Raw genomic sequence first — 12,560 nt, 5'->3', positions numbered from 1 at the left:
TCATGACGCATGTGAAGATCTCCATGGCGCAGGCTCTCAACCAGGCCCTCCGCGATGCGATGAAGGCCGACGACACCGTGCTGATGTTCGGTGAGGACGTCGGCGCGCTCGGTGGCGTCTTCCGGATCACTGACGGACTGACCGAGGAGTTCGGCGAGGATCGTTGCTTCGACACCCCATTGGCCGAGTCCGGCATCGTCGGGATGGCCGTCGGGCTCGCGATGAACGGGATGCGCCCGGTCGTCGAGATGCAGTTCGACGCGTTCGGCTACCCGGCGTTCGAGCAGATCGTCTCCCATGTCGCCAAGATGCGGAACCGGACCCGCGGCAAGATCACCCTGCCGATGGTGATCCGGATGCCGTACGCCGGTGGGATCGGCGGCGTCGAGCACCACTGCGACTCGTCGGAGAGCTACTACGCACACACGCCAGGCCTGACCGTCGTCGCGCCGGCCACCGTCGCGGACGCGTACACGTTGTTGCGCAGGGCAATCGAACTGCCGGATCCGGTCGTGTTCATGGAGCCGAAGAAGCTCTACTGGGCCAAGGAAGAGGTCGATCTCACCGAGGACCAGCCCGGGATCGGCACGGCCGTCGTACGGCGGGAAGGCGCGGACGCGACCTTGATCGCCTACGGGCCGACGGTGCCCGTCGCGCTGGAGGCGGCCGAGGTCGCGGCCGCCGAAGGGCGGCAGCTGTCCGTAGTGGATCTGCGGTCGATCGTGCCGTTCGACGACGAGACGGTGTGTGCAGCGGTACGGCGCACCGGGCGGGCTGTCGTGGTCGCGGAGGCCAGCGGGTTCGCCAGTGTGTCGTCGGAGATCGTTGCCCGCGTCACCGAACGGTGCTTCCACTCGCTGGCCGCGCCGATCCGGCGGGTGACCGGGTTCGACATCCCGTACCCGCCGCCGAAGCTGGAGAAGTACCAGCTGCCCGGTGTGGACCGGATCCTCGATGCGGTGGACGACCTGCAGTGGGAGGACTCGTGAACACCTTCCTGCTGCCCGATCTCGGTGAAGGCCTGACCGAGGCAGAGATCGTTCGCTGGCTGGTGAAGGTCGGCGACGTCGTCACCGTCGACGCCCCGGTCGCGGAAGTCGAGACCGCCAAATCCATCGTCGAACTCCCGTCCCCGTACGCCGGCGTCGTCGAAGAACTCCACGGCGATCCCGGCACAACCATCCCGGTGGGCAAACCCCTGATCACCATCGGCGAGGTCGACACCGGTGCACGGCCTGCGGCCGAGGGCGGGAACAACCGGCAGGACGGTGCACGATCCGAGGCGGCCGGTGGGGACAACCGGCAGGACGAGCCTGCCGGGTCGGGTGCAGGGTCCGAGGTGGCCGGAGAGGCGTACCGGCAGGAGGAGCGGGCCGGGTCCGGGAGCGTACTCGTCGGCTACGGCACAGGTACCGGCACCGGCTCAGGTCGGCGCCGCAAGCCCCGCCCCCACCTCCAGCCGGCGCGCAGCGCCGCTACGCCGTCGACGCGCCGCCCCGACCTCCAGTCACCGCGCCCCGCCGCTACACCGGAGAACGTGTCGGCGCAGGACGCGGGCAGTGCGCGGCGAGTGCCGCTGGTCATCTCGCCACTGGTACGGCGGATCGCGCGGGACGCTGAGGTGGATCTGCGGACGTTGAGCGGTTCCGGGCCGGACGGTCTGATCGTCCGCCGGGATGTCGAGCAGGCGATCGCTCAACGGTTCGAGCAGACGCCGGCCCCCCAGGTTGAGGACGTGAGTTCGCGGACCGGGCTGCCCGAGCTACGCCGGATCCCCATGAGCGGGTTCCGGAAGGTTGTGGCGGCGACACTGACTCGGAGCCGGGCGGAGATCCCCGAGGCGACGACCTGGGTGGACGTGGATGCGACTGCCCTGGTGGAGTTGCGGGAATCGTTGCGGTCGGCAAAGGATTCCGGGCCGGGGCTGCTGGCGTTGATGGCGCGGTTCACGGTGGCGGGCCTGCAGCGCTACCCGGAGCTGAACGGTTTCGTCGACACCGAGCGCGAGGAACTCGTCCAGTACGACGGCATCAATCTCGGACTGGCCGCCCAGACCGATCGCGGTCTCGTCGTACCGGCGGTGGCGAACGCGCACACGATGACCACGCGCGCCCTCGACGGTGAGATCCGCCGACTGACCGAATCCGCGCGGACCGGCCGGCTGACGCCGTACGAGCTCGGCTGTGGGACATTCACGCTGAACAACTACGGCAGCTTCGGCGTGGACGGCAGCGCGGCGATCATCAATCACCCGCAGGTCGCGATCCTCGGTGTCGGCCGGATCATCGACCGTCCGTGGGTGGTCGACGGCCAGATCGCGATCCGGAAGCTCACTCAACTGTCGCTCGTGTTCGACCACCGGGTCTGCGACGGCGGGACGGCGGCCGCGTTCCTCCGGTTCGTCGCCGACGCCTTCGAGAACCCGGCGTCAGCGTTCGCCGATCTCTAGCGGTCGTCTCACCCGAGCTCCTACCGTGGCCTCAGTGAAAGCTCCGGCTGACAAGGTCGCACTGTTCGACGCACTCGTCGAACTGTTCCCCGGCGTCGAGCGCAAGGGCGCCGGTTTCCCGTACACCGCGGTCAACGGCAACATGTTCTCGATGCTGAACGAGAACGGCACCCTCGCGCTGCGCCTTCCCGAAGCCGAGCGCGAGGCGTTTCTCTCCAGGTACGACACCACCCTCAACGTCGCGCATGGAGTGCAGCAGAAGGAGTACGTCGTCGTCCCCGACGCGCTCCTGGCCACTACCGATGAACTGCGCGAGCACTTCGCAGTGAGCGCCGCCTACGCGCGATCGCTCAAGCCGAAGCCCACGACCCGCAAGAAGAAGCCGGCCAGCTGAGCCTCAGGACAGCTGCCGCGGCCGCAGCCCGACCAGGATGACCCGCAGCCCCGAAGTGAAACGTGCCTCCGGCCCGGCCAGATTCTCGCGGTTCAGGTACGCCGCGAGACTGGCCGCGCCCACCCCCAGTTGGTCGCCGGCCTCGGATGCCCAGTCGGGTTCGCTGAGGCCGCTGCGCCGTACGACGGCCGACCACGCGGCGTCGGTGACTGCGGACCCGATCAGGTAGTGAAAGATCGCCGACATGGCCGAGTCGAGATGCACACCCTTGAACCCGGCCGCCCGCAGGATCGCGAGCACCTGATCGGCCAGCGCCTGGTAGTTCGGCCCGAGCCCCGCATGCGAGGCCAGCAACTGCGGCGCCCAGGGATGAATCCACAGCGCTTCGTACGCCGCTCGCACCACCACGGTCACCTGGTCGCGCCAATCGCCGTCACCGGGTGGGACCACGGCGTCCCCCAGCACCTCGTCGACGGCGAGCTCGAGCAGGTCGTTCTTGTTGGCGATCCGCCAGTACAGCGCCGAGGTCGCGGCCGTGCCGACCTCCGCCGCCACCCGCCGCATCGAGAACAGGTCCAGCCCGTCGCGGTCCAGCACCTTGATCGACGTACGGACGATGTCGTCCCGGCTCAGCGGCGATCTGGTCGCCTCCGGATCGGTCCGCAACCAGACCGATCCGAGCACCGTCTTCTGATCAGCTTCACGCACGAAAACAGTGTCTCACGAACTAACACGATGTTTTTGTGTTAGATCTTCGCGAGGCTTCTTGTGCCTGGGAACTCCGCGCCACCAGACTGCCGAGGTTCCCGGAGTATTCCGGGGATCGCTCCGGGGGGAGCGCCGACGACATAGCCGAGTCGGCTGGTCACTGAGCATGAGTGGGGAAGAGCTGTGAACGAGGCACCGATCGACGTGCGCGCGAAATCGAAGAGCCCGCGACTGGTCGCGCTGCTCGGTGGAGCCGGCACGCTGGCGCTTGTCCTTGGCGGCGTCACGCTGGCCTTGGCTCCGTCGGCCTCAGCCAGCGGTGAGATCGTCGACGGCAACCCGACCTGCGAGAACATGATCCCGGGTTCGACCGAGATCAAGTTTGACGGAGACGATCAGGGCAACCCGCCGATACCGGGCTCGGGCACTGCCGACGGCGTCGAGGTCACTTGGACCGAGCGCACCCTGCAGGCCGACGACCCGGATCACCCAGGCGACCAGACGGGCGGTCAGGTCGTCGACTTCACCGCCACGGGCGGCGTCGTGCTGGCTGTGCTGGTCAAGGGCGGTCCGGCGGCCAATTACTACAACTACCAGCCGGACGGGAAGACCGCGGACACCGGCCTGCACCCGCCGGTGAACTCGAGCAACGACAAGTACTACGGCATCAGCCACCTCAACTTCTGTGTCAAGAAGGTGACCCCGACCCCGACTCCGACGCCCACCAAGACCCCTTCGGAGTCGCCGAGCGAGTCGCCGTCGGAGAGCCCGTCGGAGTCGCCGAGCGAGTCGCCGTCCGAGAGCCCGTCGGAGTCGCCGAGCGAGTCGCCGTCCGAAAGCCCGTCCGAGTCGCCGAGCCAGTCGCCCTCGGAGTCGCCGAGCCAGTCGCCGTCGGAGTCGCCGAGCCAGTCGGAGTCGCCGAGCCAGAGCCCGTCCGACTCTCCGTCGGTCACGCCGTCGGACAGCCCGACCAGCACCTCGACTTCGCCGGTCGCGGTTCCGACTGAGGTCGACGCCGGACAGTCCGGTGGGCTCAAGCTCACCTCGGCGATCACCGGTCACCAGAGCGCGTGGGGTATCACCCTGATCATGCTCGGTGGTGTGCTCGTGTTCGCCGGCATCCTGAAGTCGCGGCAGAACCGCGGTCACCACGCTGCCTGACATGTCCGCACAGCGTCGCCGCCCGGGTCGCGCTCGTTCGTCGTGGTGGACGATCGGGGCCTTGGCGGTCGGCGCCGTACTACTCCTGACCGGCGGCTACCTGCAGCTCAGGACCGACAACAGCACTGACGCGGCCCCAACCGGGACGACGTCCGCCGTGCCGACGAAACCGTCACCGAAGCCCACCTCGCCGAAGGCGACCACGCCGAAGGCCACCACACCGAACGGCACAGCACCGAAGACCACCTTTCCGCCCGAGGTCCGCAGCACCGCCCCGGCGCGGCCGGGCAACCCGGTGCGGGTGTCCGTCCCGAGTCTCGGGGTCTCCGCCCGCGTGCTGGGGATCCACGCCCGCGGTGGTGCTCTCATCCCGCCGTCCAATCCGCAGCTGGTCGGCTGGTGGTCCGACGGCGCTCAGCCCGGCGCGGCCAAGGGGTCGGCGATCATCACCGGCCACACCGTGCACGACGGCGGTGGCGTATTCGACGACCTCGGCCAGTTGAAGGCCGGAGACGCGGTCAAGGTCACCACAGGCAAAGGGACCCTCAATTACGTGGTCGCGTCCGTGACCACGTATCGGAAGAAGGCGCTCGCAGCCCAGGCCGCGCAGGTTTTCGACCAGAGTGTTCCGGGCCGGCTGGTTCTGGTCACCTGCGAGGACTGGGACGGTACGGCGTTCCTCAGCAATGCCGTGGTGATTGCGCATCCGAAGAAGTGAGTGAGCGGCCCCCATGGGCCGGCCACTCGTCCTGCGATCAGCTGTCGATCTGAGCTGTCAGAGCGAAGGTTGCCCGCAGCAACTTAAAGGGCGGATCACGTACGGCGCCGCGTCGGACCTGGAGCAGGGTGGACTGGTCGCTGTTCGACATCGTCGGGCTGGACTACTACTCGTACCACGCCAACCGCGCCGGCCACACCAAGGAACTGGCGCCGTTCCGCCGGTGGGGCAAGCCGATCATGATCCTCGAGTTCGGCTGCTGCACGTTCACCGGCGCGGCCGACCACCTGGCCACGATGCTCGACGTCTTCACCGCCGAAGGCTTCCTCGGTGCGTCGCCGTACACCTTCATCTCACCCGACGCACCGCACCGCCCGCACGACCATCCCCACGACGAGGACATCGCTGCTTTCAGTCTCTGCAAGGTGATCCGGAAGAACTCCGACGACCCGGCATCGCCATACGACTGGCAGCCGAAGGAGTCCTTCCGGGCGGTCTCCCGCTTCTGCCTAGTGCACTAGGCCGATCGCGGTGATGGTCGCGATGACGTCGGTGCGCCAGTGCCGGTAGCGGACCGGGTCCTCGGTGAAGTTCCGCTGGTCGGTGACCACGTCGTCGGCCGCCAGCAGCTTGGCGGCGTGCGCCTTCAACGCGGGTGGCAGATGGGGCTTCGCCGCCACGTCGTGCGACAGCAGCCAGAGCAGGTTGTAATCCTCCATGCCGTCGCGGAAGTTCTCGAGCCGGATCGAGGCCATCGGCCCGGTCGGACCTGGGTAGAACATCGACCCGTCGCCCGCGGTGCCGTTGAAGGTCGCCGCCTTCCACGCCGACAGGATGCCGTCGTTCACCAGCAACTGGTTGGCGTGGTCCGAACGGAGCCAACGGTTCGTCGCGTAGTACAGGACGCCTTCGACCCCGGCCTTGTACGACATCGGGCCCATCAGCGTGCGCGAGTCGATCGGCGGGTAGCCGTTGAACCAGTTCGGCAACGGCGAACCGGTGGCGATGTCCGGGTACCACCAGGCCTGATCGCCGCGAGCCCTGGTCCGCTCGGCCACCGTCTGGTTGTACAGGTCCTGCTGCGGCGCCCAGATGTCGACCAGCCCGGCCAGCCCGGTGTCGACTCCCATCGAGTTGTCCCGCAGCGTGGTCATGATCGGCACGTCCGGGAAGGCGGCCTTGACCGCAGCAAAGGTCTGCTTGGCGGCCTGCAACAGTGGCCCGTTGGCCTCGTCGAATCCGTAGACGTAGGCGTACTTGTCGACACCAGCGGCGCGGTAGCTGTCCATCGCGGTTCGCAGCTGCGAGATCCAGGTGTCGATCTGCGCCTGCCAGGTCTCCGGCTTCGCCGGGTTCAGCATTCCGGCCCACAGGTAGAAGGCGTTGAAGTCACGCAGGCCGTAGTGGTCGCGGATGTAGAGCACGTCCTCGACCGGGGTCGGCACGATCACCGGCCCGGGGCTCGAGGGAATGCACGGGCAGGTGTAGAGCTGGTCCGGCTCGATCTTGTAGTCGTTCAGGAACGACCAGTACGTGTGCTTGGTCGCTTCCTGCGCGGCGGGATCGGTGATCCCGTAGATGTCGTTCACGATCGCCGGCGTGAACTGGAAGGTGGTGTTGAGCTTCGGCCGATCCGGAACGGTCACCGGCCACACCGTCGCCGACACAGTCATCGTCCGGGTGTGCTTGCCGTCCGCGGAGAACGCGACCTCCACCTCGTAGATGCCGGGCCGCGCGTCCGGCGAGGCCTTCAGCCGGATCCAGTACGGCTGGATCGTGTCGGCCGGGACATCATCCACCGAGGACAGGTCGTCGCGGATCGGGTCCGGCGTCCAGCCGGCGTACGTCGGACGGTGGTACTGGTTCGTCGGCGTCACGTTCAGCGATCCGACCGGCGCCACCGAGGCGGTGAGTGCACCTTGCGGGCCGGACACCGAGGTCACCCGGGCCTGTACGCCGTTGAGCTGCTCGGCGAACGGCAGTACGACGGCCTGCACGTTCTCGTACTCACCGCGGGTCAGCGAGACCGACGGCGACGGTCCGGTCGAGCTGAACGGCAGGTCCTTCGGGTAGACCAGCGCCATCGAGTCGGCCGACTCCAGCCCGAAGTCCGCATGCTTGTCGTGCGACCGCGCCTGGATGGTGTTCGCCAGTCGTGGCACCGATCGCTGCAACGCCGTGACGCCCGCGTTGAACGGCGCGTACTGCGCATACGTCATCGGCCCTGCGGACAGCGCTTGGCGCAACTCGACGCACTGTGCCGCCGTGGAGTCGACCTGCGCCCGCAGCCGCTCATCGGCAGGCGTGTGGCCGAGTTGACGGTCCATGGTGGCGATCTGATCCGCCAGCTTGGTCAGTACGCCGTTGAAGTCCGACAGCCGGAGCAGTTGCGCCGCAGCCTGGTCGCCGTACGCCGTCTTGTCGTACGGGTCGGTGTCGACGAGCCGGAAAGCGTCGTAGTGGCCGACGACCGTCGTGCCTGCACGGGGCATCGAGATGCCGATGTAGGCGATCCGGGTGATGTCGACGCCGGCGGCGGTGATCGCGCTCAACCGCAGGTCGACCGGCGTCCAGCTGCGGGCGTTGATCTTGTAGTCGACGCCGTACGCCTTGTTGGCCTGGTCCCGGACGGTGATCCGGCCGACGACGGTGTAGTCCTGCTCGGTGAAGAAGTCGAACCCGAGCAGGGTGTGACCGGACCAGTCGCTGACCGGCAGGCTCGGCGTACCGGCGTTGAGGGTGAGCCCCGACGAGGCCGTCGCCCCCGGTGTACCGGCCGGCGCGATGCTGAACTTCACCCCGGAGGCGCCGTGCGTGGGATCGGCGGTCCGCTCGATCTTGTCGGCCTGCGGCAGGGTGACGGTCGCACCCGTCAGATCGGCATCGGTCTCGAAATCCTGGAACACCCCGGCTGGTACGGCGGCCCGCGCCGTTCCGGCCTGGACCAGACTTCCGGCGACCAATACGGTTGCCGTCAGCAACAACCCGAACTTCCTCACGACCGGCCCCTCTCAGGTAGCCTCACGGTAGGTCGGCCGGATTACGGTCATGGCCATAATCCACCTGGTTGCTCACCGTAGGAGCGAGGGTGCCGACTGTCAAGGCTTACCGCTCTGCATCGAAAAGCCCGGCCGGCAGGCGCGATCGGACCGTGGTCTTGTCGCTGTTACCGGCGTGCGCGATAGTTGCAGAAGCGGGCTATTCGCCATCGTTCACGTGGAGGCGTCATGGGACTGCCGGATGATGCCGCGGAGGCGCGGGCAGCGGGCTGGCGAACCCTGGCCGCTCTGCACGCCCGGATCGAGGACGAGCTGGAGCGCGCGCTGCAGAAGCATCACGGCCTGTCCGTCAGTGAGTACAGCGTGCTCGACATGCTGGCGCGGCAGGACGACTACCACCTGCGGATGAACCAGCTGTCCAACGCGGTCGTGCTGAGTCAGTCGGCCACGACCCGGCTGGTGAACCGTCTGGAGGACCGCAAGCTCCTGCAGCGGTACCTGTGCCCGACCGACCGCCGCGGCGTCTACACCGAGGTCACCCAGGCCGGCCGTGACCTGCGCGACCAGGCCCAGCCGACGCACGACGTCGTACTGACTGCTGCTCTGGAGAAGGCTGCTGGACTGCCCGAGCTGGCTCCGCTGGTCGGTGCTCTGGACAGGCTGGCGATGAAGGTCTGACATGGCCCGCAAGTACGACAACCGCAAGCTCTACTACTGGCTGATGGGCAGCTGTCTGGTGCTGATCGGGCTGGCATGGTTCGTCGTGCGGCTGTTCTCGATTCCGGTCGCGATCGGGATGAGCGCCGTCGCCGCCGTACTGCCGCCGATCGCAGTCATCGTCGCGAACTGGGGTCAGGACTGATTCCAGGGGTGGGATCGAGGTAGAGGTGCCGGACCATCGGGTAGTTCCGGCGTACCTCGAAGTCGACCCGCTCGGCAAGCTGTTCGATCGCAGCGCCGGTGGTCTGCATGTCGGCCAGATCGACGGTCGCCACCACCAGGACCTGGTCCGGAGCGAGCCGGAGACTGAGCAGTTCGAGGACGCTGTCGATGCCTGGTGTGTCGTTGATGATCGCGCGGATCCGCTGCTGTACGTCTTCCGGCAGTGCCCGGCCGATCAGCATCGCCTTGTTGTCGCGACCGAGTGTGAAGGCGACGACGATCAGCAGTACGCCGATGCTGATCGACGCGGCGCCGTCCCACAGGTGCTGTCCTGTGACGACCGCAAGCGTCACGCCAACGGCTGCGATCAGCAGTCCGATCAGGGCGGCGGTGTCCTCGAACGCGACGGTCTTGACTGCTGGTTCGGCGTTTCTCAGGTGCGTGAGCGCCGGCACGCCTTCCTGGCGGGCCTCCCGTCGTATCTGCCTGACTGCACGCAACCACGACGTACCTTCGAAGATCGCCGAGACTGCCAGGACCGTGTAGACCAACCCGAGTGAGGCGATCGGCTCGGGGTTGATGAGTGCGCGCAGGCCCTCGGCGATCGAGAAACCCGCGCCGAGCACGAGGATGCCGACCGCGGCCAGCAGGGACCAGAAGTACCGCTCCATTCCGTAGCCGAACGGGTGGCGTGCGTCGGCAGGCTTCCGGCTGCGGTGGAGGGCGGTCAGCAGGAACGCCTGGTTCATGGTGTCCGCGACGGAGTGTGCCGCCTCGGCGAGCAGCGCGGTCGAGCCGGAGAGCAGACCGGCGACGACCTTGGCGATCGCGATCGCCAGATTCGCCGCTCCGGCCAGTAGTACGGTCCCGACGGATTCCTCTGCCATCCACCTCGCGTGCCCGCGGGGTGGCTGGGTCAAACCGAGCCCGTGCTTCGTGGCATGTGGCATGCTCCGGGCTGTGGCGGCGATGGGTGCGGGACGGTTGCTCGGGACGAATCTGCGGATGCGGCGGGACGAGCAGGGCATCTCGCTGTCCGAGCTGGCCCGGCGGTCGGGGATCGCGAAAGGGACGCTCTCGCAACTGGAGTCCGGGGCGGGCAACCCGACGATCGAGACAGTGTTCAGTCTGTCGAACGCTCTGGGTGTCCCGGTGTCGGCGCTGCTGAGCGAGTCGCCGAGTGCGGAGCTGGTCCTCGTACGGTCGGCGGACATCGACGTACTGTCCGGTGAAGCGATCGATCTGCGGATGCTCCGGCGGCTGGAGAACCCCGGTGGGTTGTTCGAGGTCTACAACCAGGAGGTCCGGCCGGACGCCGTACAGCAGTCTGACGGGCATCCTGGGACCGAGCATCACATCGTCCTGACCGGGCGGCTGCGGATCACGGCACGTGGCAGGACTGAGGAGTTGGGGCCGGGGGACTACCTGGCTTTCCGGGCCGGTGGGCCGCACGGGTACGAGGCGGTGGATGGTCTGGTGCGGTCGGTGTTGCTGCTGGAGTACCCGCCGGACGCGTACCCGATCACGCCGGGCAGCCCACATCTGCCGGGGTAGTGCATGTTTAGTGCCCAGTGAATGCCTGGTGAGTGCCGGATGGGTGCATTGACCGTGCCGAGGGTGGACGCGTAGGCTCGGTTTCGTTCATTTTACTGAACGGAGAGTCTGATGCCTGGTTCCGCGACACCCGACGTGGTGGTCGTCGGCGCGGGCATGATCGGCGCGGCCTGCGCCGAGGCGCTCTCCGCCGCGGGCGTCCGGGTGCTGGTGATCGATCGCGACGGCCCGGCTGCCGGTACGACGGCCTCCGGTGAGGGCAACGTGCTCGTCTCGGACAAGGAGCCCGGGCCCGAGCTCGAGTTGGCGATCGCGTCGCGGGCCGAGTGGGACGTCGTACTGTCGCGGCTGCCTGAGCGGGTCGCCGACGTCGAGTGGGAGACCAAGGGTGGGGTCGTGGTTGCGACGACTGACCCCGAGCCGCTGAAGGCGTTCGCGGCCAAGCAGCGGGCGGCGGGTGTCGACGCTCGCGTGATCACGCCGGCGGAGGCCTTTGAGCTGGAGCCTTTGCTGACTCCTCGGGTGACGGTCGGGGTGCACTATCCGGACGATGCGCAGGTCCAACCGGTGCTCGCGGCAACGGCTTTGCTCGCGGCCGTCCGGGACCGCGGAGGTGAGGTGCGCTCGGGGGTGACGGCGCGGGCGATACGACGTTCGGCTCAGGAACGGGTCGTCGGGGTCGAGACCGATGACGGTGTGATCGCGTGTGGCGCCGTACTCAATGCTTGCGGGCCGTGGGCCGGGTCGTTCAGTGCCGATGCGGGTGCGCCGATTCAGGTGCTGCCTCGGCGCGGGGTGATTCTGGTGACGGCGCCGCTGCCGGAATGCGTTCGGCACAAGGTGTACGACGCGGACTACGTCGGTGCGGTCGGGAGCGGAGACGCCGAGCTGCAGACGTCGACGGTGGTGGAGTCGACGCGGTCCGGGACCATCCTGATCGGTTCGAGTCGGGAGCGGATCGGGTTCGACGACTCAGTCCGGGTGAAGGTGCTGCGTGAGCTTGCTGCGAAGGCGGTTGGGCTGTTTCCCTTCCTGGCCGACGTGCCGGTGATGCGGGCGTACGGCGGCTTCCGTCCGTATGCGCCGGATCATCTGCCGGTCATCGGGCCCGACCCTCGCACGCCGGGTCTGTGGCATGCGACTGGTCACGAAGGTGCGGGCATCGGGCTCGCGCCGTCGACCGGTCGGTTGATCACCGAGCTGTTCCTGGGGCTGGCTCCACATGTAGACCCCGATCCGTTCCGCGTCGACCGTCCGGCGGTGCTCGCCTCATGACCGCCTACCTCCGCCCCCGCGACGGCGACCCCGCCCGAGTCGGTACGCCGACGCCCGTCGAGATCACCGTGGACGGCGAACCGGTGACCGCCCTGGCCGGCCAAACAGTCGCGGCCGCGCTGCTCTCCGCCGGCCGAGACTCCTGGCGAACCACCCGCGTCGCCGCACGCCCCCGCGGCGTCTTCTGCGGCATCGGCGCCTGCCACGACTGCCTCGTCATAGTCAACGGCACCCCTGACATCCGAGCCTGCCAACGCACCATCCAGCCAGCAGACACAATCACAACCCAAACAGGCGCGACCCTACCCCGACCTGCAGACGGGCAGCGGACAGGCGGAACGCCAGCCACCTCCCATCCGCAGCCTCGCGAGACGGCACGCGGGACGTCAGCCACCTTCGACGCGCAGCCTCGGGCGCATC

13 protein-coding genes and 1 pseudogene are annotated in these 12,560 nt (G+C 68.0%); 11 read left to right on the top strand and 3 right to left on the bottom strand.

Annotated features, from left to right (window positions below; genetic code table 11):
* The first annotated feature begins 2 nt into the window (after positions 1–2).
* Genes ACIBG5_RS18595 through ACIBG5_RS18585 form a run of 3 tightly spaced genes read left to right on the top strand, consistent with a single transcriptional unit; the run spans position 3 to position 2,843 of the window.
* Positions 3–989, top strand: coding sequence for an alpha-ketoacid dehydrogenase subunit beta (locus tag ACIBG5_RS18595; RefSeq protein WP_396392726.1), 987 nt, complete (start codon positions 3–5; stop codon positions 987–989).
* On the top strand, positions 986–2,449 hold the full coding sequence (locus ACIBG5_RS18590) for a dihydrolipoamide acetyltransferase family protein (RefSeq protein ID WP_396392725.1): 1,464 nt from the start codon (positions 986–988) through the stop codon (positions 2,447–2,449). Before ACIBG5_RS18595 ends, ACIBG5_RS18590 begins: the two co-directional genes overlap by 4 nt.
* Positions 2,450–2,483: 34 nt before the next feature.
* The gene (locus ACIBG5_RS18585) at positions 2,484–2,843 is read left to right on the top strand and encodes a hypothetical protein (RefSeq protein ID WP_396392724.1); all 360 of its coding nucleotides are present in this window, start codon (positions 2,484–2,486) and stop codon (positions 2,841–2,843) included.
* 3 nt (positions 2,844–2,846) lie between these two features.
* Here ACIBG5_RS18585 and ACIBG5_RS18580 read toward each other — a convergent pair whose 3' ends face one another.
* Complete coding sequence (locus ACIBG5_RS18580) at positions 2,847–3,551, bottom strand: TetR/AcrR family transcriptional regulator (protein WP_396392723.1); 705 nt, start codon at positions 3,549–3,551, stop codon at positions 2,847–2,849.
* A gap of 183 nt (positions 3,552–3,734) precedes the next feature.
* Between ACIBG5_RS18580 and ACIBG5_RS18575 the strand changes: the two genes are divergently transcribed.
* The 3 genes from ACIBG5_RS18575 (at position 3,735) to ACIBG5_RS18565 (ending at position 5,951) form a co-directional block, all read left to right on the top strand.
* A complete protein-coding gene (locus ACIBG5_RS18575) occupies positions 3,735–4,712 on the top strand; it encodes a hypothetical protein (protein ID WP_396392722.1) in 978 nt (325 codons plus the stop codon).
* Between the two features lies 1 nt (position 4,713).
* A complete protein-coding gene (locus ACIBG5_RS18570; RefSeq protein WP_396392721.1) occupies positions 4,714–5,430 on the top strand; it encodes a sortase domain-bontaining protein in 717 nt (238 codons plus the stop codon).
* A 128-nt stretch (positions 5,431–5,558) separates the two neighbouring features.
* Positions 5,559–5,951: a hypothetical protein gene (locus ACIBG5_RS18565; RefSeq protein WP_396392720.1), complete on the top strand. Its 393-nt coding sequence runs from the start codon at positions 5,559–5,561 to the stop codon at positions 5,949–5,951.
* On the opposite strand, the gene ACIBG5_RS18560 is transcribed toward ACIBG5_RS18565, so the two are convergent.
* The gene (locus tag ACIBG5_RS18560) at positions 5,940–8,429 is read right to left on the bottom strand and encodes a glycoside hydrolase domain-containing protein (RefSeq protein WP_396392719.1); all 2,490 of its coding nucleotides are present in this window, start codon (positions 8,427–8,429) and stop codon (positions 5,940–5,942) included. The two genes, ACIBG5_RS18565 and ACIBG5_RS18560, sit on opposite strands and share 12 nt — an antisense overlap.
* A 228-nt stretch (positions 8,430–8,657) precedes the next feature.
* Here ACIBG5_RS18560 and ACIBG5_RS18555 point away from each other — a divergent pair, with 228 nt between their 5' ends.
* Together ACIBG5_RS18555 and ACIBG5_RS18550 are read left to right on the top strand one after the other, a co-directional pair.
* Positions 8,658–9,107: a MarR family winged helix-turn-helix transcriptional regulator gene (locus tag ACIBG5_RS18555; protein WP_396392718.1), complete on the top strand. Its 450-nt coding sequence runs from the start codon at positions 8,658–8,660 to the stop codon at positions 9,105–9,107.
* A 1-nt stretch (position 9,108) separates the two neighbouring features.
* Positions 9,109–9,291, top strand: coding sequence for a DUF3099 domain-containing protein (locus tag ACIBG5_RS18550; RefSeq protein ID WP_131359803.1), 183 nt, complete (start codon positions 9,109–9,111; stop codon positions 9,289–9,291).
* Here the strand turns inward: ACIBG5_RS18550 and ACIBG5_RS18545 are convergent.
* A complete protein-coding gene (locus ACIBG5_RS18545) occupies positions 9,263–10,198 on the bottom strand; it encodes a cation diffusion facilitator family transporter (RefSeq protein WP_396392717.1) in 936 nt (311 codons plus the stop codon). The two genes, ACIBG5_RS18550 and ACIBG5_RS18545, sit on opposite strands and share 29 nt — an antisense overlap.
* Before the next feature lie 61 nt (positions 10,199–10,259).
* On the opposite strand from ACIBG5_RS18545, the gene ACIBG5_RS18540 reads away from it, so the two are divergent.
* From ACIBG5_RS18540 to ACIBG5_RS18530, 3 genes and pseudogenes are all read left to right on the top strand, one after another.
* Positions 10,260–10,865 carry an XRE family transcriptional regulator gene (locus ACIBG5_RS18540; RefSeq protein WP_360445740.1) on the top strand — a complete coding sequence of 202 codons (606 nt, stop codon included), beginning with the start codon at positions 10,260–10,262 and terminating at the stop codon, positions 10,863–10,865.
* Between the two features lie 111 nt (positions 10,866–10,976).
* Entirely contained in the window at positions 10,977–12,140 is a 1,164-nt protein-coding gene (locus ACIBG5_RS18535) for an NAD(P)/FAD-dependent oxidoreductase (protein WP_396392716.1), read from the top strand.
* Positions 12,137–12,421 (top strand): annotated as a pseudogene (locus tag ACIBG5_RS18530) ((2Fe-2S)-binding protein); the annotation flags it as partial. The gene ACIBG5_RS18535 and the pseudogene ACIBG5_RS18530, both read left to right, overlap by 4 nt.
* Positions 12,422–12,560: the final 139 nt, after the last annotated feature.

Source organism: Kribbella sp. NPDC050241, assembly GCF_044459685.1.
GTDB lineage: Bacteria > Actinomycetota > Actinomycetes > Propionibacteriales > Kribbellaceae > Kribbella.
The sequence above is the reverse complement of the archived record's forward strand: the minus strand, read 5'-3'. Positions and strand labels throughout refer to the sequence as shown.

Bases quoted from the DNA above. Each gene is read 5' to 3' on its own strand.
- ACIBG5_RS18550 (WP_131359803.1), top strand. From the start codon at position 9,109: ATGGCCCGCAAGTACGACAACCGCAAGCTCTACTACTGGCTGATGGGC.
- ACIBG5_RS18545 (WP_396392717.1), bottom strand. From the start codon at position 10,198: ATGGCAGAGGAATCCGTCGGGACCGTACTACTGGCCGGAGCGGCGAAT.
- ACIBG5_RS18595 (WP_396392726.1), top strand. From the start codon at position 3: ATGACGCATGTGAAGATCTCCATGGCGCAGGCTCTCAACCAGGCCCTC.
- ACIBG5_RS18540 (WP_360445740.1), top strand. From the start codon at position 10,260: ATGCTCCGGGCTGTGGCGGCGATGGGTGCGGGACGGTTGCTCGGGACG.
- ACIBG5_RS18570 (WP_396392721.1), top strand. From the start codon at position 4,714: ATGTCCGCACAGCGTCGCCGCCCGGGTCGCGCTCGTTCGTCGTGGTGG.
- ACIBG5_RS18555 (WP_396392718.1), top strand. From the start codon at position 8,658: ATGGGACTGCCGGATGATGCCGCGGAGGCGCGGGCAGCGGGCTGGCGA.
- ACIBG5_RS18535 (WP_396392716.1), top strand. From the start codon at position 10,977: ATGCCTGGTTCCGCGACACCCGACGTGGTGGTCGTCGGCGCGGGCATG.